This is a genomic window from Shewanella colwelliana (assembly GCF_001735525.1).
GTDB classification, from domain to species: Bacteria; Pseudomonadota; Gammaproteobacteria; order Enterobacterales; family Shewanellaceae; genus Shewanella; species Shewanella colwelliana.
The window spans coordinates 49,713-70,885 of record NZ_MCBT01000001.1 but is presented as its reverse complement, the minus strand read 5'-3'; the positions used below and the strand labels follow the sequence as shown (position 1 = coordinate 70,885).

General features: G+C 44.3%; 17 protein-coding genes and 3 tRNA genes. 9 read left to right on the top strand and 11 right to left on the bottom strand.

Annotated features, from left to right (window positions below; all coding sequences use genetic code 11):
• Positions 1-507: 507 nt before the first annotated feature.
• Positions 508-2,526, top strand: a complete 2,019-nt coding sequence (uvrB, locus tag BEL05_RS00365) for an excinuclease ABC subunit UvrB (protein WP_069670039.1) — start codon at positions 508-510, stop codon at positions 2,524-2,526.
• 84 nt (positions 2,527-2,610) lie between these two features.
• On the opposite strand, the gene rrtA is transcribed toward uvrB, so the two are convergent.
• Together rrtA and queC are read right to left on the bottom strand one after the other, a co-directional pair.
• Positions 2,611-3,195, bottom strand: a complete 585-nt coding sequence (rrtA, locus tag BEL05_RS00360; protein ID WP_069669938.1) for a rhombosortase — start codon at positions 3,193-3,195, stop codon at positions 2,611-2,613.
• The gene (queC, locus tag BEL05_RS00355) at positions 3,189-3,872 is read right to left on the bottom strand and encodes a 7-cyano-7-deazaguanine synthase QueC (protein WP_069669937.1); all 684 of its coding nucleotides are present in this window, start codon (positions 3,870-3,872) and stop codon (positions 3,189-3,191) included. Before queC ends, rrtA begins: the two co-directional genes overlap by 7 nt.
• Before the next feature lie 170 nt (positions 3,873-4,042).
• On the opposite strand from queC, the gene queE reads away from it, so the two are divergent.
• Positions 4,043-4,711, top strand: a complete 669-nt coding sequence (gene queE, locus BEL05_RS00350) for a 7-carboxy-7-deazaguanine synthase QueE (RefSeq protein ID WP_069669936.1) — start codon at positions 4,043-4,045, stop codon at positions 4,709-4,711.
• Here queE and BEL05_RS00345 read toward each other — a convergent pair.
• The 4 genes from BEL05_RS00345 to BEL05_RS00330 form a co-directional block, all read right to left on the bottom strand.
• Positions 4,708-5,769, bottom strand: coding sequence for a PLP-dependent cysteine synthase family protein (locus BEL05_RS00345; protein ID WP_028765035.1), 1,062 nt, complete (start codon positions 5,767-5,769; stop codon positions 4,708-4,710). The genes queE and BEL05_RS00345 overlap by 4 nt on opposite strands.
• Positions 5,770-6,246: 477 nt before the next feature.
• Positions 6,247-6,331: transfer RNA gene (locus tag BEL05_RS00340), tRNA-Tyr, on the bottom strand.
• A 40-nt stretch (positions 6,332-6,371) separates the two neighbouring features.
• Positions 6,372-6,456: transfer RNA gene (locus tag BEL05_RS00335), tRNA-Tyr, on the bottom strand.
• Positions 6,457-6,486: 30 nt separating this feature from the next.
• A tRNA-Tyr gene (locus tag BEL05_RS00330) sits at positions 6,487-6,571 on the bottom strand.
• Positions 6,572-6,696: 125 nt separating this feature from the next.
• Here BEL05_RS00330 and BEL05_RS00325 point away from each other — a divergent pair.
• The 3 genes from BEL05_RS00325 to BEL05_RS00315 all read left to right on the top strand — a co-directional run bounded on the left by BEL05_RS00325 (position 6,697) and on the right by BEL05_RS00315 (position 9,872).
• Complete coding sequence (locus BEL05_RS00325) at positions 6,697-7,185, top strand: VC2046/SO_2500 family protein (protein ID WP_028765036.1); 489 nt, start codon at positions 6,697-6,699, stop codon at positions 7,183-7,185.
• Between the two features lie 75 nt (positions 7,186-7,260).
• Entirely contained in the window at positions 7,261-7,548 is a 288-nt protein-coding gene (locus BEL05_RS00320) for a DUF406 family protein (protein ID WP_028765037.1), read from the top strand.
• Positions 7,549-7,700: 152 nt separating this feature from the next.
• Positions 7,701-9,872 (top strand): sensor domain-containing phosphodiesterase, encoded by a 2,172-nt coding sequence (locus tag BEL05_RS00315; RefSeq protein WP_028765038.1) that lies wholly within the window; start codon positions 7,701-7,703, stop codon positions 9,870-9,872.
• Between the two features lie 64 nt (positions 9,873-9,936).
• On the opposite strand, the gene BEL05_RS00310 is transcribed toward BEL05_RS00315, so the two are convergent.
• Complete coding sequence (locus tag BEL05_RS00310; protein WP_028765039.1) at positions 9,937-10,425, bottom strand: YchJ family protein; 489 nt, start codon at positions 10,423-10,425, stop codon at positions 9,937-9,939.
• Positions 10,422-10,988 carry a YybH family protein gene (locus tag BEL05_RS00305; RefSeq protein WP_028765040.1) on the bottom strand — a complete coding sequence of 189 codons (567 nt, stop codon included), beginning with the start codon at positions 10,986-10,988 and terminating at the stop codon, positions 10,422-10,424. Before BEL05_RS00305 ends, BEL05_RS00310 begins: the two co-directional genes overlap by 4 nt.
• A gap of 253 nt (positions 10,989-11,241) precedes the next feature.
• On the opposite strand from BEL05_RS00305, the gene BEL05_RS00300 reads away from it, so the two are divergent.
• Complete coding sequence (locus BEL05_RS00300) at positions 11,242-11,823, top strand: Smr/MutS family protein (RefSeq protein ID WP_069669935.1); 582 nt, start codon at positions 11,242-11,244, stop codon at positions 11,821-11,823.
• A 70-nt stretch (positions 11,824-11,893) separates the two neighbouring features.
• On the opposite strand, the gene BEL05_RS00295 is transcribed toward BEL05_RS00300, so the two are convergent.
• Positions 11,894-13,735, bottom strand: a complete 1,842-nt coding sequence (locus tag BEL05_RS00295; RefSeq protein ID WP_069669934.1) for a M2 family metallopeptidase — start codon at positions 13,733-13,735, stop codon at positions 11,894-11,896.
• Positions 13,736-13,921: 186 nt separating this feature from the next.
• Between BEL05_RS00295 and psrA the strand changes: the two genes are divergently transcribed.
• A complete protein-coding gene (psrA, locus tag BEL05_RS00290; protein WP_069669933.1) occupies positions 13,922-14,560 on the top strand; it encodes a TetR family transcriptional repressor PsrA in 639 nt (212 codons plus the stop codon).
• 8 nt (positions 14,561-14,568) lie between these two features.
• Positions 14,569-16,845 (top strand): acyl-CoA dehydrogenase, encoded by a 2,277-nt coding sequence (locus BEL05_RS00285; protein ID WP_069669932.1) that lies wholly within the window; start codon positions 14,569-14,571, stop codon positions 16,843-16,845.
• Positions 16,846-16,912: 67 nt separating this feature from the next.
• Here BEL05_RS00285 and pyk read toward each other — a convergent pair whose 3' ends face one another.
• The gene (gene pyk, locus BEL05_RS00280; RefSeq protein ID WP_028765044.1) at positions 16,913-18,352 is read right to left on the bottom strand and encodes a pyruvate kinase; all 1,440 of its coding nucleotides are present in this window, start codon (positions 18,350-18,352) and stop codon (positions 16,913-16,915) included.
• Positions 18,353-18,534: 182 nt separating this feature from the next.
• Entirely contained in the window at positions 18,535-19,389 is an 855-nt protein-coding gene (locus BEL05_RS00275; RefSeq protein WP_028765045.1) for a MurR/RpiR family transcriptional regulator, read from the bottom strand.
• 309 nt (positions 19,390-19,698) lie between these two features.
• On the opposite strand from BEL05_RS00275, the gene zwf reads away from it, so the two are divergent.
• Positions 19,699-21,171 (top strand): glucose-6-phosphate dehydrogenase, encoded by a 1,473-nt coding sequence (gene zwf, locus BEL05_RS00270; RefSeq protein ID WP_028765046.1) that lies wholly within the window; start codon positions 19,699-19,701, stop codon positions 21,169-21,171.
• The last annotated feature ends 2 nt before the right edge of the window (positions 21,172-21,173 follow it).

Below are 21,173 nucleotides of genomic sequence, written 5' to 3'. Positions count from 1 at the left end.
TAGTAAAATTACATAAACTAACAGCTTCAGCATTTTTTAATGATATACGCTTAAGGCCACGGTTTTACTACGTTTGCGTAAGTTATCCACTAAATCTGTGGATAAACCTGTGGGTGATAAAAAAAAATGGCTGCCAAAGCCCGATGGCTGTTGAAATGTGGTTAAAAAGCGTAAAATTTACTTGAAATATATAAAGTGTTAAATTACAAGTGGTTATGGTTAAACGATTCGGTAAAGTGTTTAGCTACGTTCTGTTACATTTATGTAATGTTTTTCTGTGCGGTTGTTGTGCATTAATCTCCCCAATATTGGCGGTTTTGGACTGTTTTTTGTTCAATTATTTGCAATATCCCCTTTGTATTAAAGTTTCATGTCAGTTTTATGTAATGGCCTTATCAATGGGGCTACTTTATCTAATTGCTACCTTGCTGATATTTATCTCATCACTCCATTGGCTAACGTCAGTGAGTCAATTACTATAGAAGGCTAAAGATTATGGAGGTCTTTGTGAGTGAATCCCCGTTTCAATTAGTCTCACCATATAAACCAGCTGGCGATCAACCTAAAGCCATTGCTCAACTCGTTGATGGCTTAGAGGCTGGATTAGCGTGCCAGACCTTGCTGGGTGTGACTGGCTCAGGTAAAACTTACACAATTGCCAATGTGATTGAGCAGATGGCACGCCCGACGATTATTATGGCGCCCAACAAAACATTAGCGGCGCAGCTCTATGGCGAGATGAAAGAGTTTTTCCCCCATAATGCGGTGGAGTATTTTGTTTCTTATTATGATTATTATCAGCCAGAAGCTTACGTTCCCTCAACCAACACATTTATTGAGAAAGATGCCTCGGTTAATGCGCATATCGAACAGATGCGTTTATCAGCCACAAAAGCCCTGCTTGAAAGAAAAGATGTGGTACTGATCGCCTCGGTTTCTGCCATTTATGGTTTAGGTGACCCAGATTCATATTTGAAAATGCTATTGCACCTGCGTCAAGGTGATTTCATGGGGCAACGGGAGATTTTAAAGCGTCTAAGCGAATTGCAATACACCCGTAATGATATCGAACTGCAGCGCGGCACCTATCGTGTACGCGGAGAAGTTATTGATATCTTCCCAGCAGACTCAGAGCGTGATGCCATTCGCGTGGAGTTGTTTGATGATGAAATTGAGCGGCTGAGCTTATTCGATCCGCTCACCGGCCATATTTTGCAACGTATTGCGCGAACCACTGTTTACCCTAAAACTCACTATGTGACCCCAAGAGAAAAAATCTTAGCGGCGACCGATCATATTAAGCAGGAGTTAAGAGAGCGTAAGCAATTTCTGCTGGATAACCATAAGCTCGTTGAAGAGCAAAGGATTTCTGAACGAGTTCAATATGATATTGAAATGATGACAGAGCTAGGTTACTGCTCTGGTATTGAAAACTACTCTAGGTATTTATCGGGACGCAGACCCGGTGAAGGGCCGCCAACGCTGCTTGATTACCTTCCCGCAGATGGCTTACTTATCATTGATGAGTCGCATGTTACCGTGTCCCAAATTGGTGCCATGTACAAGGGCGATCGTTCACGTAAAACCAATTTGGTTGAATACGGCTTTCGTTTACCTTCAGCCTTAGATAACCGTCCACTTAAATTTGAAGAGTTTGAGGCGTTAATGCCGCAAACCATCTTCGTTTCTGCAACGCCAGCGCAGTATGAGCTAGATAAATGTGAAGGTGAAATTGCCGAGCAGGTGGTTAGGCCAACAGGATTACTTGACCCTGAGATTGAGGTGCGCCCTGTTGGCATTCAAGTCGATGATCTGCTGTCAGAAATCGGAAAACGTGTCGCGGTCAATGAGCGGGTTTTAGTCACTACGCTCACTAAGCGTATGTCAGAGGATCTTACTGAATACTTGGATGAGCATGGGGTTAAAGTTCGTTACCTGCATTCAGACATCGATACTGTAGAGCGGGTAGAGATCATTCGTGATCTGCGCTTAGGCGTGTTTGATGTCTTAGTGGGTATTAACTTGTTGCGCGAAGGCTTGGATATGCCTGAGGTCTCTTTAGTCTGTATTCTCGACGCCGATAAAGAGGGGTTCTTGCGCTCAGAACGCTCATTGATCCAAACCATTGGCCGTGCTGCTCGCAACTTGAACGGTAAAGTGATCCTTTACGCTGACAAGATCACCAAATCAATGGCGAAAGCGATTGGCGAAACAGAAAGGCGCCGAGCCAAACAGCATCAGTTTAATATCGACAACGGGATTACGCCTAAAGGGGTATCCAAGTCGATTACAGATGTGATGGATGTTGGCGAGCAAAATAAGCATACCGCAAAGGTGCTGCCAGCCTATCAACGGGTGGCTGAACCTAATGCAAAATACCAAGGCATTGATGCGGCGAGTTTAAGTCATCAAATTGATCAGCTTGAAAAGCAGATGCACCAACATGCTAGGGATCTTGAGTTTGAACAGGCGGCAGCATTGCGTGATCAGGTGCATGAGCTACGAGAAGCGTTAATTAAAGCCTAAATTACCGTAAAACACGTCGCGAAGAAAAGTCTGCGCGACGTGTTCGGTATCTAAACGTTATCTGTTTCCATTCGTCGGTATGGGCTATTTGGCTAATTTGCGAAATGCCCAGTAGCCAATAAAGCAAAGTATCCCCGTTACCACGCCGATAAGGTGTGACTCTGTTGCCACTCGCGCGTTGATTAACTGGGTGATTTGCTCTGTGGCACCATAATATTGCTCATAAATGACTTTGACACACACGCCAGCAACTAGCAGGTAGCCGGATCTTAGTCCTTTCTGGATATCCTTGAGTGCGCCGAAGGTAAAGAGTCCGTGCAGCATGCCGCTGAGTCCGACATAACCTAACAAGCTTGGGAAGAAAAGATACAGTCCAGCTCCTTGAAGCAAACAGAGGCCAATAAACAACAGCGTAAAATTACTCAGACGATAGTGGCACTCATGTAAGAAAGCGATAACCCAAAGGCCCGCGAGATTCATAACCAAATGCCAGTGATTGGTATGTAACAAGTTTCCCGTAAGTAGCCGCCACCACTCGCCATGACCAATCGCAGTGCGACGATAAGCCAGCAGCGAGTCTAATGGCAAAAAATAGAGTAGGGTGCACAACAGAGTGATAAACATCACCACTCCATAGGGGTTTGCACCACTCTTAAGTTTGTTTAGCATGTTGCATCTAACTGCGCTAACACAGCGCTTTTATTGTCTAGATAATCTTGAAGGCCTTTACTGCGTAGCAGACAAGCAGGACAAGTGCCGCAACCAGAGCCTATGATACCGTTATAGCAAGTCAGGGTGTGATCTCTAACTAAGGTTAAGCTGTCATACTTATCGGCTAAGGCCCAAGTCTGTGCTTTATTTAACCACATTAATGGTGTTACCAGGTTTAGTGGTCTATCCATACCTTGCTCTAACGCTGTTTGCATCGCTTTAATAAATTGATCGCGACAATCTGGGTAACCTGAGAAGTCTGTTTCACATACACCAGTGATCACGGCTTCTGCGCCGAGTTGGTAGGCGTAGATGCCAGCTAACGTAAGGAAAAGAATATTACGACCTGGCACAAAGGTGTTAGGTAATCCGTTTTCCATTAGCTCGTTTGACACTGCGATATCGTCTCGGGTAAGAGCTGAAATAGCTAACTCGTTTAATACGTTAACATCTAACACTTTATGGCTAGCAACACCAAGCTGTTGACCTAATGTTTGTGCAGTGATGATCTCTTCTCTATGGCGTTGTCCATAGTCGAAGGTAATGGCATGGACTTCATCATATTGATGGAGAGCTTGAATTAGGCAGGTTGTGGAATCTTGTCCACCACTAAATACAACAACAGCTTTTGACATAAATTTGGATTAGGTAATCAATGTTAGGCGCTAGTTTAACTGAGCCAGACAGGGATGCAAAATTTCTTGTGCGGTCAAAATTAGGAAAAGAGGCGCCATTTATCTGATTTATACTTGCTTGTGAGGCATAAATCTCTTATAAAAGCCGACCGATAACGATGAGGTTTAAAATGAAGTATCCGGTAAATGAAGTGTTTGAGACCATACAAGGCGAGGGCGTGTTTACGGGTGTGCCAGCGATCTTTGTTCGCCTGCAAGGCTGTCCTGTTGGCTGCGCGTGGTGTGACACTAAACACACATGGGAAACCTTAGCCGAAAATCGTGTCGATCCAGCGTTAGTCATTCAGGTCGACGGAGAAGTCGGCCGTTGGTCAGAACTCGGCGCAGGGGAGCTGATTGATGCGCTTAAGCAAAAAGGCTTTACCGCTAAACATATCGTCATTACTGGTGGCGAACCCTGCATGTATGACTTACAGACACTGACTCAGACGCTTAGTGAAGCGGGCTTTCAATGTCAAATTGAAACCAGTGGAACGTTTGAGGTGAAATGCGATGATAGAACGTGGGTGACCGTATCGCCAAAGGTTAATATGAAAGGCGGCTTTGAAGTGTTATCTCAGGCATTAGAAAGAGCCAATGAGATAAAGCATCCCGTTGCTAAAGCCTCTCACGTCGCCGAGTTAGATGCGCTGCTAGAAGGGATAGTGCTCGACAGTAAAACTATTTGTCTACAGCCCATTAGTCAGAAGCCTCGTGCCACCGAGTTGGCAATGAAAGTCTGCATCGAACGTAATTGGCGACTATCGATACAGACTCATAAATACTTAAATATTGATTAAGTTAACTGACCAGATTGATTAAATTGCATTAACTGCGCCTCGTATTGGCTGATATCACCTATTTGCTGCGCAACCCAATCGGTGTTGTAGTAAGTGTCGAGATAGCGTTCTCCCGAATCACATAACAGGGTCACGATTGATCCTGTTTGATTCTTTTTCTTCATTTCACAAGCCAGTTGTAACGCACCGTAGAGGTTAGTTCCTGTTGAGGGACCCGCTTTACGGCCGATTAACGCCTCTAGCCAATTCATGGTGGCGATGGATGCAGCATCTTTAACTTTAACCATGTTATCAACCACGCCAGGTATAAAGGATGGCTCGGCTCTTGGCCTGCCAATCCCTTCTATACGACTGCCTTGAGTACAAGTGACTTGGTCATCACCACTGTGGAAATAGTCAAAAAATACTGAATGTTCTGGGTCAACCACACACAGTTTGGTCATTTCTCTTTGGTAGCGAATATAACGGCCTATGGTGGCTGATGTGCCGCCAGTCCCAGGACTCATCACTATCCATGTGGGCACCGGATGAGGCTCTCTCTGCATCTGCTCGAAGATTGAATTAGCGATATTGTTGTTACCGCGCCAATCAGTGGCGCGCTCAGCATAGGTAAACTGGTCCATATAATGACCAGATAGCTCATCGGCTAATCGTTGCGATTCGGCGTAAATCTCACTGGAGTGTTCTACAAAATGGCAACTTCCACCATAAAACTCGATCTGCTGGATCTTCTTTTTTGCTGTAGATTTAGGCATGACCGCGATAAATGGCAGTCCCAGTAAGCGGGCAAAATAGGCTTCAGATACGGCAGTGCTGCCAGAAGAGGATTCAATGATTGGGGTATCTTGTTTTACCCAGCCATTACACAAGGCGTAAAGAAAAAGCGATCGTGCTAAACGATGTTTCAAGCTGCCTGTAGGGTGGGTGCTCTCATCTTTAAGGTAGATGTCAATCCCGGTCAGGCAGGCAATATCCAATTTGATCAAGTGGGTGTCTGCACTGCGTTGATAATCGGCTTCAATTTTAGCGATTGCTTGGTTTACCCATGATCTTTCCATTGTTATTCCTGTAACGAATTGATTAAGAAATATGAACTCTATTGCTTGGACATTAATACCGTAACCGAAGGTACTTTATAAAATGATAGCACCACAGCAGCCCCCAATCTTGATACGTTGCGCCTCAAAAAGGGAATTAAGGTAACAAGATCCACCATCTTAGATAATCGCATCATACTCAATTTAAAAAGGTAATTCAGTAGTTGGTATGTAAAGTATGTGGTAGGGATGTTACGACAGTAAGCTGGGGAGCTTGGCAAGCTATATAGCGACATTGAGGTTATCAATTACATGATGCACTGTTTATGCGTGTGGCTTGTTAAGTAACGGGTGTGCTTATTTGTTGATTGGATAGCTGATAATGGACGGTAATAGCAGTAAACGGACGATAATAACAATAAAGAATATAAGGTGCTGGTTTGGGTATTGTTTTTGTAGATATGTTACGAAGAGATACTTTGAGCGAAGAGTGCGAAATGGTGGAGGGAGAAGGATTCGAACCTTCGAAGGCTGAGCCGTCAGATTTACAGTCTGATCCCTTTGGCCACTCGGGAACCCCTCCACGTGTATCGCTTAAAACCAATTTAATAATAAGATAAAGATGGTGGAGGGAGAAGGATTCGAACCTTCGAAGGCTGAGCCGTCAGATTTACAGTCTGATCCCTTTGGCCACTCGGGAACCCCTCCACGAATATCTCTATATCAAATTGCCGCAAATGGTGGAGGGAGAAGGATTCGAACCTTCGAAGGCTGAGCCGTCAGATTTACAGTCTGATCCCTTTGGCCACTCGGGAACCCCTCCTCAATTGCGGCGGCAATAGTAGTCAGAAACAGCCGCAGTGTAAAGGCCATAATTGAAATTATTTCTAAAGTTTCTGTTCAAGCGGTCGATTAAATAGCAACAGGCTGTTTAATCGATGTTTTTTTATGCAAACAACGCAAGTATTACTTTCAGAAGCTCATTTAGGCACCAAACTCAATCACGCCATCTCTGGTGAGCGTAGAGGAGAGTTCGGTTTGCTGTTGGCAATGTTGTCGGCCGATGCGCGTGACATGGCACAGTTCCATCTTAAAGGTTCGGACAGAGAGATTGAGCAACGTTTACATGAACAGTTTGAACTGCCTAAATCGCAGCCGCTATTAAGTGATATGTCTAAAGAACAGGTGATAGATCATAGCCTAGTATTTCAGCAGCAGGGGCTCGCCGCATTTCACTTATCGCAATGTTTGCAACCAGAGGCCGTCGTAACAAGGGGGGCTGTCCCGATAGAGGTGAGCCAAGTATTGGCAAACTGTTCATTGGTTAGCAAGGCTAAATATACGGGTGATCTGACAGATGAGGATCTGTCGATTAATACGCCGCACTTTGTTGACCAGCTCGTTCAACAGCGCTTACTTGCAGAAATAATTGTTTAGTTATGAACTGCGTCTCGAACTCATAGGCCAGTTGATACTATAATTATGCCTATTAACACCACATAGAAGTTAGCGATGAAAAACATTCAAAAAGCACAGTCAAATTTAGTGAATGACACCTGTACAGATTGCGGTAGTTACGCCGATATTGGTGCAGTGATTGACGAGTATGATACGCAATTAGTCATTGAAAGAGTTGGAGACGATGCCAAGGAACAAGCACAGCAATTAATTGATCTGGCTTGTAAACGATTTGGTGACCTTCAGTGCTTAGTTTCCGAAACTGAAGGGGGCGTAAGTCTCACTATCACGTTTAACTACAGTGCAGAAAAAATGATCTTCCAACTTGAAAATAACCTTTGATTATTATCAAGATATTAGTATTGAAAAGCCTATGGCGCATGGTGTAGTCTACCGTCGAATAGCAAAAAAATAACATCAGTGAAACTTTTGGCTGTCATTTGACGGCTTTACCTCAGCAGCAACCATTTTTCCGCTGCTGGCTTTAGGATGATATGAGCAAACGCCAATACCAATACCTGTTAGAGTCGATCGTGAACTCGGTAGAAAAACAGGAAGGACAATTTGAAGAAACCGCTCAGTTAGCCGTTAGTCTGCTCACTGACGCGCTTCCTATTGGCGGTGTCGGTGTTTGCCTATTTTCAATCGATCGTGATGAGACTGTTATGGTTGCCAATACAGGTCTTATCGATACCCATTCGTTGATACGTCCGCGTCCCAGCCTTTGTCCCCATTATCTCTCGCTATTAAAGTCTGAACGGGTAATCGATGCCATTGATGTTAAGCATGAGCAAAGACTTACAGAGCTCACTACCGCGTATTTTGACAACACTCCCGTTGCGAGGACACTTGATGTTGCCATTCGTATTAATGGCCATTTAGAAGGCGTACTTTATCTAGAATGTATAGAAAACAATGAGTGGAGCGATGCTGAGGTTCACATCGTGGCGCAGGTCGCCGATCAACTAGCACTCACGTTGGCCACGCAGCGGGCGTATGCGACAGATGAACGCCTAGCGCTCTTCTTTACTGCTGTAGAGCAGTCTGAACAGATTAATATGGTGGTAAATTTGACCACCAATGTGGTCGAATATCTGAATGGTGCACACCATGCCGTCTCGGGTATACCGAAGCATAAAATTGTTGGTAAAACCTTAGATCACCTCGACTTCTTTAAGCAATCTCCAATACAGGCGAATCAGGCGTTGGCTAACGCCAAGATGGGCAGTCCAGCAAAAGGCAATGCGAAAATTGTAAGGTCTGATGGTCTGAGCTATTGGCTAAGGTATTCGGTAAAACCATTTACCACGCCACGCGGTAATCATTATGCTTTAATCACGGCCGAAGATTGCTCTGAGGAGCGTCAATACCAGCAAGAGTTAGAGCGGCTAGCTTGGCAATGTGGATTAACTTCACTCTACAATCGAAGTTATTTTAATCGTGAATTAGAACGAATTGTATCGGGTCATTTAATGCTTATTGATCTGAGGGGGTTTAAACGTTTCAATGATACCAATGGCCATCAGAAGGGCGATAGGATGTTGATTGAAATGGCCCGGCGTATTAAGCATTTTGCCAGTTGTAACGATACAGAATTAGTTGCGCGGGTGGGCAGCGATGAGTTTGCCGTGGTTGTTGAAAGTATTAAAAACCAAGACGAGTTGCAATACGCCATCAAGCGCTTATATCATCAGCTCAATTTGCCAGTAAAAATCGGCCATGAGCACTTTGAGGCAAAACCTGCATTATCTGTGGTACATATTGACACCCTTGAGCCGTATTTTCCTCCGATGACCTGTGCCGACATCGCCATTCAATTTGCGAAAAAGAAACAAGGTGACGCGATACAGCTATTCAATAATGCCTTGCTAAATACATTTAAGACAGATGCTAAAATTGAACGTGATCTGCAAACTGCACTGAAAGGTCGTGAGTTTGAGTTGTATTATCAGCCACTTAAAGATTTAAAACAGCGTAAGTATATCGGGGCTGAAGCGCTTATTCGCTGGCACCACCCCAAGAGTGGTGTGTTATATCCAGGCGCCTTTATCGATATCGCTGAACAAACAGGTATGATTACCGCAATCGGTGAGTGGGTGTTAGAAGCGGCTTGTAAACAACTCAATTTATGGCAGCACCATAACCTGAATCTCTCCATGCACGTTAACGTCTCGGCTAAACAGTTTTTTAGTGCGAGCTTATATGATCAGGTGTGGCAGCTAGTTACGCGATATCGACTTAAACCAAATACGCTAATTTTAGAGATCACCGAAACCGAGTTGATGGAAGATGTGGTTTATGCGACCAACCTGTGCAAAGAGCTTGCTGAACTAGGTGTTGGGTTGGCGATAGATGATTTTGGTACCGGTTACAGTTCAATGCGTTACCTAAAGCAGTTTCCAATCTCTAAATTAAAAATAGATCGCTCTTTTATCTCTGATTTAGGTGTGAGCCATGAAAGCCGCGAAATTGTTAGCGCCATTATCGCTATGGCTTCGGCGCTTAACATTTCATTGACTGCCGAAGGGGTAGAAACCACTGAGCAAGAGCAGTTCTTATCTGGACTCAATTGTCATCAAGCCCAAGGGTTTCTCTATAGTCCAGCATTAAGAGAAGCTGAATTTAGTGCGTTTTTAGAAGAGTCGTTATTACAGAAATTGCATTAGTGCATTGCAGCGCCTTACGCTGATAGGTGTCAACAAAGGGCTTGTTTTACTCATTTTCGATGGATTAATTTGCTAGTGCGATGCAACACTGTTTGAACTTTTTACCACTGTGACACAAACAAGGCTCATTTCGCTTAGGTAAAATAGCGTTAAACTGCTGGCCTTCGGTATAAAGCCATTTGCCATTTACCCATTTAAACTGTGAAACTTCATGGATAGCATCGAGCTTTCCATTTTCAAGATACCAAGCTTGAAATGTTACTAGCCCTGTTTGCCCATTCTTTTTAGCGTTTATGATCTGTAGACCGTGCCAACGGGTTTGATTATCACTATCTAATATGGCTCGGGTCAAGCCATTGAGAAAGTCAGGATGATGGGTTGCGATAAGGTAATCATGGCGCCTTAATACAAAGGCACTGTAGCGGCTGCGCATCAACAATTCAGGGTGGCTAGGAAGATCGCCTTGATGAAAGCGGTGACAGCATTCAGCATAGGAAAGACGCTGTCCTAGTATGTCTTGTCCACAAGGACATAAGTTAATGGGCTGATTCATTGTTTGTTGTCTGACACTACTTCAGTAAACTGGCTGCCATAATACAAATTTGGTGAGGGCTTCGCATTAAAATAAAATGAGGGATCTGAGCGGTTATTGGTATCAACGGTTAGGTACCATTTCCCATCAGCTTTCTTCTTGGACACGGTAACGAACTTGCCAGCGAATTCACTGACGGGCTCTTCGGTTTCTTTTGGCGGGTGGAACCGGATCAAGTAATAACCAATATCGGTGGCATTCTCAACTTCCATTTGACGCTCTACCACGCGAAAGTCCACCTCAATACGAGCATTTTTATGTTTGATTTTGCCAAAAAAGGTTCGGTATAGATCAACAATATTCTCTCGACCTATAGTGATCTCTTTGCCTTGCTGCTCGGGTATGTAACAGGCATTCTCAGCGTACATATCTTCGATAACAGACGCATCAAGCTGGTCAAAAGCACTACTAAATTGGGTGTAAAACCGATTAAGGGCTTCATTATCACTGGCCTGACTCTGTGCCTGAACTTGAACAGCACAGAGCGTTATCAAGGTGAGTAAAGCTATTCTAATAAAATTCATTTAGCCATTCATTTCTGCTAATACTGACGTCACTATAATTGATGGACTTATTATTCGAAAGTGTTAGTTCTTTACAAAGTGTGTATCGGCGGCAATATGAATAAAATATCATCAAGAGGAGCGCTTAGTGAGGGCAAGCATATTGGCTAATTAGTCATCATCTGTATTTAATAGGTTGGATATGCGTTGAGCCTATGGATAATTTCAGCTAGATTTTGCTTATTGCCCACGCGTTAACTTAGGAGTCCATGTTATGGATAGCACAGAGTCTGCGCTTTTTCTCGCATCAATGGAAGATGTCGTTCCCTTAAAAGGAGAGCGGCGTGTGCCTACTAGTGTCGATCGCGAAGAGGAAGTACGCCGGTATCAAGCTGCGAAACGTCTGCAAGCGATCGATTTACTCAATCACGACGTGTCGTGCATTACACCTGTTGACTCGCAGGCAGAGCTAAGTTTTCGAAAGCCTGGAATTCAGGGACAGGTTTTTAAGTTGTTTCGCCAAGGAAAATACCCTGTTGACGCTCAACTATCGCTAAAAGGTGTTGGGTTGCCGTTAGCTAAGGAGCGGCTATATGATTTTATTGAAAATGCTAAAGGAATGGGGTTTCGTAATGTCAGTGTGGTACACGGCACTGGCATAAATAATAAGCCCTTTCCAGCATTGGTAAAATCGAGTGTGGCCCAGTGGCTGAAGTCCTTGGATGGGGTTCTTGCTTATCACAGTGCACCACAGTTTTTAGGCGGAGTCGGTGTCACACTAGTGATGTTGGTCAAGTCTGACGAGGCAAGATTAGTGAGCCGTGAAACCAATCACAAAGGAGTCAAGATTCGTTAACCTGCACTAAATTAAGAAGCCCCGCAATGCGGGGCTTCTTTTAAGGTGGTTACAGTTTACTGGGTAACCACTACCAGCCACATTGTCTATTGGCTGATTTGTTTTGGTCATCTAGCCATACTTTTAACGGAGCAAAGTAATCGAGTACGGCTGTTGCATCCATGCCTTTATTGCCGGTGACAACGGCTAAAGCTTCTGGCCATGGTTGGCTTTGGCCCATCTCTAACATGGTGTTAAGTTTAGCCCCAGCTTCCTTATTGCCGTAGATGCTGCAACGATGGACAGGTCCTTTATCCCCTGCAACATCGCATAATGCTTTATGGAATTGGAACTGTAATATATGCGCTAAGAAGTAGCGCGTGTAGGGCACATTGCCTGGTACATGGTATTTAGCTCCAGGGTCGAAGTCCGATTCATCCCGTGTAATCGGCGATTTGACTCCTTGATACTTTTCTCTGAGCTCCCACCATGCCTGGTTGTATTGTTCTGGTGTAATTTCGCCACTAAAGACTTTCCAGCGCCATTGGTCAATCATTAAACCGAAGGGAAGGAATGCGACTTTATCAAGTGCCTGCTTTAACAGTAGGCCGATATCTTTAGATGCATCAGGGACTTCATCAAGTAAGCCAATCTGTTTTAAATAGTTGGGTGTGATGGAAAGTGCAACGGTATCGCCAATGGCTTCGTGGAATCCATCGTTTGCGCTATTTTTAAAGATAAAAGGTTGCTCTTTATACGCGCGCTGATAAAAGTTGTGACCCAGTTCGTGATGGATAACGGTAAAGTCTTCAGCGGTTTTTTGGATACACATCTTAATGCGTATATCGTCGAGATTATCTAGATCCCACGCCGAGGCGTGGCAAACAACATCTCTATCTTCTGGCTGAACAAATAGTGAGCGACTCCAAAAGGTGTCTGGCAGTGGCTCGAACCCTAATGATGTAAAGAAGCTTTCGGCTTGCTTAACCATCTTATGTTCATCATAACCCTGTTTAGCCAATAGTTCGGTGACGTCATATCCGGGATCTGCGTTATCTGGTGCAACGGAATCGTAGATATTACCCCATTGTTGTGCCCACATATTACCAAGTAAATGGGCCGGTATTGGACCATTATTCGGTGCAACATCATCGCCATATTGTTCGTTTAACTCGCCGCGAACATAGCAATGAAGCGATTCATATAAAGGTTCAACTTGACCCCAGAGGCGATCGAGTTCAGCCGAAAATTCATCTGGCTTCATATCATATTGGCTACGCCACAGTTCAGACAGGTTGGCGTAGCCAAGATCTTTTGCGCCTTCATTCGCGAGCTCAACTTCTCGCTCAAACAATGGACGCATAGGTTTTGCGATATCACGCCATCCTTTCCAGACTTCTAATAACTGGGCTGGATCTTTTGACTCACCCATGATGCCTGATAGCTGTGGTTGGGTGAGGCAACGACCATCTTCGAAGCAGTATTTCCCTTTACCGTATAAGCCATTTAATTCAGCACTGATGTTTGCAAGCTCGGCATTTTTGGCGGGATCTAAGGGGGCGGGTAGGACCAGTGAACTGCGCAAGATATTAAGCTTACGCTGACTTGCTGAGTCTAAATCGAGGTTGACATAATTAGCCGCTTGAGTGGCTAATTGTACCGATGTCGCCGTTTGGCGCTCAGCAACCGATGCTGCGAGGGCAGCTGTATCTTCGGTGATAAAATTACTGTAGATCCATTCGGCTCTATTTTGTTCTATCGATAATGCCGCCAAATCAGTTTCAGCTTTTGCTAAAAAGTCATTAGCTTCTGCCACGGCATCTATAGGTTGGCTAATCGCTGGTGACTCAGCCTGTGTATTACAGCCACTAGTGGTTATTGAAAGTGCTATGGCTAACGATAAGTGCGACAGTTTTGTGCGTGCGGTGATCATCTTACCTTCCTTTGTTATTTTTCTGTGGCATAGTTTACGCAGTTTTGTGGCAATTTGCAGCGGGAGTTTTTAGAATCCCTGACCGATAACGAGCGTGACTTAACCTTAGCGACAGAATTTAATTTGACAAAAAGTGAACCAGTGTTTAATTTAAACGCATGTTTAAATCAGAGTTAAGGTCACGGAATGGCAAATCGATCCGACACTAAAACAAGAATACTGGATGCTGCAGAAAAGCTGTTTGCTGAACGTGGATTTTCAGAAACGTCACTACGGTTAATTACCAGCAAAGCCGAAGTAAATCTTGCATCGGTAAATTATCATTTTGGTTCGAAGAAAGAGTTAATTAGAGCTGTTTTGGCGCGATACCTTGATCGTTTTATGCCTGCGGCTTCAGATGAGCTTGTTCAGCTTAAAGCGTCGAGTGAACCGTCATTAAATGAAATATTTTCCTCTTTAGTAAAGCCTTTACTTGAGCTTAATAAATTCAAAGCCGAAGGAACACGTACATTTTTACAACTGTTAGGCCGCGGCTATATTGAAAGCCAAGGTCACCTTAGATGGTTTATTACTACCCACTACGGTGCGCATTTGAACGAGTTTGTTAAAGCTGTTGCAGAAAGTGCACCACATATTCCTCCCGCCGAGATGTTTTGGCGTTTACACTTTACCTTAGGCACTGTGGTATTTACGATGGCATCAGCCGATGCGTTAACAGAGATCGCTGCCGCTGACTTTAATGAACACAATGATATTGAAGCTGTGATCCGAAAGGTGATCCCATATCTTGCTGCTGGTGTAGCAGTACCCGTTACTTCCCAATAGGGGGCGTTATGACACTCTTAATCTTGGCACTATTAATCATAATAGTGCTTTTTGCCGTTAAAAATATTCGTATGCAGTTAATCACTCGCCCAGTGTTTGCATTCTTTAAAAAGGTACTACCGCCGCTATCGAGTACAGAGAAAGAGGCGATGGAAGCGGGCGATGTATGGTGGGAGGGTGAACTGTTTAGAGGTAAGCCTAATTGGGATACGCTGCATAGCTATGGCAAACCAACGCTGTCTGATGAAGAAAAGGCCTTCATAGACAATCAAGTAATGACTGCGCTGACGATGATTGATGACTTTGATATCGTTCAAAACCGTAAGGATCTGCCGCCAGAGTTATGGGACTTCTTCAAAAAAGAGGGCTTCTTTGCGCTAATTATCCCCAAAGAATATGGCGGTAAAGCATTTTCTGCTTACGCAAACTCAACGATTGTGGCCAAGCTTGCCAGCCGCAGCGTGAGTGCGGCCGTAAGTGTCATGGTGCCAAACTCTTTGGGTCCAGGTGAGCTATTAACTCATTACGGCACTAAGGAGCAGCGTGAATATTGGTTACCTAAATTGTCAACCGGAGAGGCGGTTCCATGTTTTGCATTAACTGGCCCAGAAGCTGGCTCCGATGCTGGCGCAATTCCAGATGAGGGCATCGTTTGCCGTGGTGAGTTTAATGGCGAACAAGTTTTGGGGCTCAAACTTAACTGGAACAAGCGCTACATTACTCTGGCACCTGTTGCGACCGTATTAGGCTTAGCGTTCCAAATGCGTGACCCAGATGGTTTGCTAGGAGATGTTGAGGATCTTGGTATTACCTGCGCCCTTATTCCAACAGATCATCAAGGGGTTGAAATTGGTCGTCGACATAACCCACTCAGTATGGCCTTTATGAATGGGACAACGCATGGCCGCGATGTGTTTATTCCACTCGATTGGATCATCGGTGGACCACAGTATGCGGGTCGAGGCTGGCGCATGTTAGTGGAGTGTCTGTCGGCAGGACGGGGGATTTCACTGCCCGCATTAGCGACGGCATCGGGTCATGTCACGACCAAAACCACTACGGCTTATAGTTATGTTCGTCATCAATTTGGTCTCGCTATCGGTCAATTTGAAGGTGTGCAAGAAGCGATGGCGAGAATTATTGCTAACACTTATCAATTAGAAGCGGCGCGTCGTTTGACCACCACAGGCATTGATTTAAAAGTTAAGCCCTCAGTGGTAACGGCTATAGCGAAATATCACATGACTGAGATGAGCCGTGATGTGCTAAATGATGCTATGGACATTCAATCTGGTAAAGGGATACAGCTTGGACCAAAGAACTATCTTGGTCATGCGTATATGGCAAATCCTATCTCGATTACAGTTGAAGGGGCTAACATTTTAACCCGTAGTCTGATGATTTTTGGCCAAGGTGCAACGCGTTGCCACCCCTATGTGCTTGCTGAAATGGAAGCGGCCGCCATGGACGATCAAAGTGAAGCCTTAGAGCGCTTTGATAACCTACTACTGGGTCATATTGGTTACGCAAGTCGCAATGCGTTCAGTGCTTTATTTAGTGCGTTAAGCGGCAGCTATTTTAATAGTGCGCCCGTGAGTGGCTGCACTAAGCAGTATTATAAAGATATGACACGACTGTCTGCAGCATTGGCATTTATCACTGACCTCTCTATGTTGATTATGGGCGGCGATCTGAAGCGTAAAGAGATGTTGTCGGCGAGATTAGGCGACGTATTAAGTGAGCTTTATCTTGGTTCCGCCACCCTTAAGCTGTTTGAAGATAATGGGCGTCAACAAGATGATCTACCTGCGGTTCATTATGTGATGCAGATGCGTTTACAAAAAGCGGCGTTGGCTTTGCAGGGAGCGCTGAGGAACTTCCCTAATCGCCCGGTGGCTTGGTTGATGAGGGCGATCGTATTCCCAATGGGTAACCACTTTAATGGACCATCAGATAAAATGGCCGTAAACCTGTGTAGTGGCATGTTAAAGCCTGGACCTGCTCGAGATCGATTGACCTTCTTATGTCCTGATTTTGACGGTGACCAAGGTGGTATAGCCGAAGTGGAACAAGCATTTATCGCACAATATAAGTGCCAAAACCTTTACCGCACGTTGAAAAAAGCACAGCGTAATGGTGATTTACCTAGAAAATTACCGCCTCTGACACTGTTTAAGTTAGCTAAAGAGCAAGCCTTGTTATCTGATAGTGAATATCAGCAGTTAGTTGATGCAGACAAACTAAGACTGGCGGCAATTAACGTCGACGATTTTGATGTTTTGTAGAGACAGTTAATCTCAGATACAAAAAAGGTACGCATTGCGTACCTTTTTTATCAGTAATTAATTTGCCTTAGGCAACAATTAACACTTTACTGGTATTGGTGCCACCGATGGTTTCCATCGCGTCACCTTTAGTCATCAGCACCATGTCACCGCTGTTAAGGTAACCAGCTGCTTGAAGTGCTTCTAACGCTTTCTTCGCTAACTCTTCGGCACTATGTGCTGTTGAGTCGAAGAAGAAAGGCTGCACACCACGATACAATGCCATTTTTGCAAGTGTCACGTCATGACGAGACAAAGCGAAGATAGGCAGTGATGAACTGATGCGTGACATCAACTGCGGTGTTGCACCCGACTCAGTTAAGGCGACAATTGCTTTAACGCCTTCTAAGTGGTTAGCTGCATACATGGTAGACAGCGCGATGGTTTCTTCGACCGAAGTAAAGCGCTCATCTAGACGGTGCTTAGAGACTTGAACACTTGGATGTCCTTCAGCGCCTAAACAAACATTGGCCATTGCCATAACGGTTTCTTCAGGGAAGTCACCCGCTGCAGTTTCAGCCGATAGCATGACGGCATCAGTGCCATCTAGTACAGCGTTAGCCACATCCATCACTTCAGCACGTGTTGGCATTGGGCTAGTGATCATCGACTCCATCATCTGGGTCGCAGTGATCACGCTCTTGTTAAGTTGGCGAGAACGACTGATAAGCTTCTTCTGTACAGCAACAAGTGCTGCATCACCAATTTCAACACCAAGGTCACCACGAGCAACCATGACAGCATCAGAGGCTAAGATAACATCATCCATTGCTTCATCAGAAACAACGGCTTCTGCGCGCTCAACTTTAGAAACGATTAATGCATTGCTACCTGCTTTTTGAGCTAGTTCACGTGCATAGTTAAGGTCAGCGCCACTACGTGGGAAAGAAACGGCTAGATAGTCAACTTTAATTGCTGCTGCCGTAACAATATCACGCTTGTCTTTTTCAGTAAGTGCTGCAGCTGAAAGGCCACCGCCTTTTTTGTTGATCCCTTTATTGTTTGAAAGGGGACCTGCAACCGTTACTGAGGTATGAACCTTATTGCCTTCAACTTTCTCTACACGAAGTTGAACACGGCCATCGTCCAGCATAAGGATATCGCCAATGACAACATCTTTAGGTAGCTCTTTATAGTCGATACCAACTTGATGCTCATCACCTTGACCTTTTTCTAGGTCGGCATCCAAGATGAATGCTTGACCTAGGTCAAGTTGGACTTTTTTATTGTCCTTAAAAGTTGATACACGGATCTTTGGACCTTGTAGGTCGCCTAAGATAGCAACATGAACACCAAGTTCTTTTGCTATGTTACGTGTGTCAGTCGCACGTTTTAGGTGATCTTCAGGTGAGCCGTGAGAAAAGTTAAGGCGAACAACGTTTGCGCCAGCTTTGATAATACGACGTAGATTGTCGTCACGATCAGTTGCTGGGCCTAGAGTCGTTACAATTTTGGTTCTGCGGAACATGAGATACTCCGTTAAGTTTAAAAAATCTTACTCTATATTAACAGACAAAACCGACTTTTGTAGGAAAATTACAAACAAAATGATCTACCTCAAGTTATTAATTTTGTGAAGTACTACGACTTAAAGGTAAAAAAAAGGCGGATTGGGTAAACCAAGCCGCCTAAAATCCTTACAAAACTGGACTATAGTATCGGGTCTTTTTCGATACGAGACTCTTTTAACACCTCTTTAACCCGTTTTAAACTTTCCCTAAAACGTGGGCCTCGGCGAAGTGTAAAGCCTGTGGCGAGTACGTCAACAATGACCAGCTGCGCAAGACGAGAGGCCATAGGCAGATACATATCGGTATCTTCTGGCACTTCCATCGTAACTGGCAAAGTACATTCACTTGATAGTGGAGAGTTACGTGAGGTAATCGCAATCACGGCAGCACCATTTTCTCTGGCTAAACGAGCGATATCGATGAGTGATTTCGTCCGTCCTGTATGGGAAATCAATACCACCACGTCGCCTTCAGAACTATTAATACAACTCATACGTTGCATTAATACATCATCAAAACAGATCACGGGTACATTAAAGCGGAAAAATTTATTCTGAGCATCATGGGCAACTGACGCCGATGCGCCTAAGCCAAAAAACGAAATCTTCTTCGCTTGTGTGAGGATATCTACTGCTTTATTTATCGCTGCCGTATCCATGCTTTGTCTAGCAGTATCAAGGGCTGCCATAGATGACTCAAAGATTTTTGTAGTGTATGAATCAGGGCTGTCATCTTCCTCTACATGGCGGCTCACATAAGGGGTTCCGTTAGCCAGGCTCTGCGCCAAATGCAGTTTAAAGTCTGGAAATCCTTTGGTATCTAATCTGCGGCAAAAGCGGTTAACGGTTGGCTCACTGACATCGGCCATTTTTGCTAACGTAGCAATGCTAGAGTGAATGGCAGTTTGTGGTGACGCTAAAATGACTTCAGCGACTTTGCGTTCTGACTTACTGAAATGCGTTAGGCTTTTTTGAACCTTTTCTAGGGTATTCATATGCGTACATCCACTCGATAGTAATGTAATTATATTTATTCTTTTATGTCATTATAGAAGCAAACAAAAAGTGCTAAAGTTTGGACTATATAACGAATTATGATCTAACTATTCAACAAACTTTCTACTATATATAGTAATTTAATCACGAAAAGCATATCAGATTTTGTAGTCTTGTTGCTAGTTTACTAATCATGCATTTTTTGCAAAATTTAGATGCAATTAACAATTTCTGTTGTTATATTACGACAAACATGTGAATTTCCCATCGGAATGATGGCACACAGCGACAAAGGAGATTTATAAGCTATGGGCATGACATCACCAGAAGCCAAAGCTTGCGATTTTGTACTGTTTGGTACCAAAGGGGACTTAGCAAGACGCAAATTGCTTCCTTCTCTGTACCAACTTGATAAAGCCGGTTTACTTAATGAAGAGACCAAAGTGCTCGGGGTTGCTAAAGATGAGTTTACCCAAGAACAGTATCAAGAGCTTGTTGTTACTGCACTTAATAGCTTTGTAAAAGAAGACCTTTGTAAAGAGACATTAAACCGTTTCTTAAGCCGTTGTCATTATGTAGGCACAAACTTCACTGACTCGGCAGGCTATCAGGCGTTTCATGACGTATTAGAGCCCCAAAAGCGTGTCATGGTAAGTTACTTCGCGACACCGCCATCTATATTCGGTGATATTTGTCGCTGTTTACACGAACAAAACCTTATCTATCCTGATACACGTGTCGTCCTCGAAAAGCCTATTGGTTCTGATTTAGCCTCCTCAAAAGTGATTAACGACCAAGTCAGCGCCTATTTTAATGAAAATCAGGTGTATCGTATTGATCACTACCTGGGTAAAGAAACGGTTCAAAACCTGATCGCCTTGCGTTTTGCTAATTCACTGTTTGCCTCTAAGTGGGATAACCGAACGATTGACCATGTGCAGATCACGGTTGCTGAAGAAGTGGGCATCGAAGGACGTTGGGGCTATTTTGATAAAGCAGGCCAAATGCGAGATATGATCCAAAACCACCTTTTGCAAGTGCTGACGCTTGTGGCGATGGATCCACCGGTTAACCTCGATGCAGACAGCATCCGCGATGAAAAAGTTAAAGTTCTTAAATCACTGCGTAAAATCGATGCTGACAATATCTATGAGAACACGGTTAGAGGTCAGTACTCTGCTGGCTTCTTAAAAGGTGCACCTGTGCCAGGGTATCTCGAAGAGGAGGGGGCTAATACCCAATCCCATGCAGAGACATTTGTGGCATTACGCGTTGATATCGACAACTGGCGTTGGGCTGGCGTGCCATTCTACTTGAGAAGTGGCAAGCGTATGCCGACCAAGAGCTCTGAAATTGTCGTGTATTTCAAAAACCCACCTCATAACCTATATCGTTCTAGCTATCGTAATTTGCCAGCGAACAAGTTGACCATTCGTCTTCAGCCTCACGAAGGTGTTGAAATTCAAATGATGAATAAGGTGCCAGGTCTAGAGCAGAAGCAACGTCTGCAAACAACTAAGTTAGATTTAAGTTTCTCTGACACCTTTAAGAATGACCGTATTGCTGATGCCTATGAGCGTCTATTACTTGAAGCTATGCTGGGCAACCAAGCATTATTTGTTCGTCGCGATGAAGTTGAGCAGGCGTGGAGTTGGGTTGACGGTATCATTGAGGCTTGGGAAGACAGCAACGAAAAGCCTAAGCCATATCCTGCTGGCAGTTGGGGGCCTGTGGCCTCAGTTGCATTGATAGCTAAAGACGGCCGCTCGTGGGACGAATAGGA

Coding starts and splice junctions, on each gene's coding strand:
- rrtA (WP_069669938.1), bottom strand. CDS start 3,195: ATGCTAAACAAACTTAAGAGTGGTGCAAACCCCTATGGAGTGGTGATG.
- queC (WP_069669937.1), bottom strand. CDS start 3,872: ATGTCAAAAGCTGTTGTTGTATTTAGTGGTGGACAAGATTCCACAACC.
- queE (WP_069669936.1), top strand. CDS start 4,043: ATGAAGTATCCGGTAAATGAAGTGTTTGAGACCATACAAGGCGAGGGC.
- BEL05_RS00345 (WP_028765035.1), bottom strand. CDS start 5,769: ATGGAAAGATCATGGGTAAACCAAGCAATCGCTAAAATTGAAGCCGAT.
- BEL05_RS00325 (WP_028765036.1), top strand. CDS start 6,697: ATGCAAACAACGCAAGTATTACTTTCAGAAGCTCATTTAGGCACCAAA.
- BEL05_RS00320 (WP_028765037.1), top strand. CDS start 7,261: ATGAAAAACATTCAAAAAGCACAGTCAAATTTAGTGAATGACACCTGT.
- BEL05_RS00315 (WP_028765038.1), top strand. CDS start 7,701: ATGAGCAAACGCCAATACCAATACCTGTTAGAGTCGATCGTGAACTCG.
- BEL05_RS00310 (WP_028765039.1), bottom strand. CDS start 10,425: ATGAATCAGCCCATTAACTTATGTCCTTGTGGACAAGACATACTAGGA.
- BEL05_RS00305 (WP_028765040.1), bottom strand. CDS start 10,988: ATGAATTTTATTAGAATAGCTTTACTCACCTTGATAACGCTCTGTGCT.
- BEL05_RS00300 (WP_069669935.1), top strand. CDS start 11,242: ATGGATAGCACAGAGTCTGCGCTTTTTCTCGCATCAATGGAAGATGTC.
- BEL05_RS00295 (WP_069669934.1), bottom strand. CDS start 13,735: ATGATCACCGCACGCACAAAACTGTCGCACTTATCGTTAGCCATAGCA.
- psrA (WP_069669933.1), top strand. CDS start 13,922: ATGGCAAATCGATCCGACACTAAAACAAGAATACTGGATGCTGCAGAA.
- BEL05_RS00285 (WP_069669932.1), top strand. CDS start 14,569: ATGACACTCTTAATCTTGGCACTATTAATCATAATAGTGCTTTTTGCC.
- pyk (WP_028765044.1), bottom strand. CDS start 18,352: ATGTTCCGCAGAACCAAAATTGTAACGACTCTAGGCCCAGCAACTGAT.
- BEL05_RS00275 (WP_028765045.1), bottom strand. CDS start 19,389: ATGAATACCCTAGAAAAGGTTCAAAAAAGCCTAACGCATTTCAGTAAG.
- zwf (WP_028765046.1), top strand. CDS start 19,699: ATGGGCATGACATCACCAGAAGCCAAAGCTTGCGATTTTGTACTGTTT.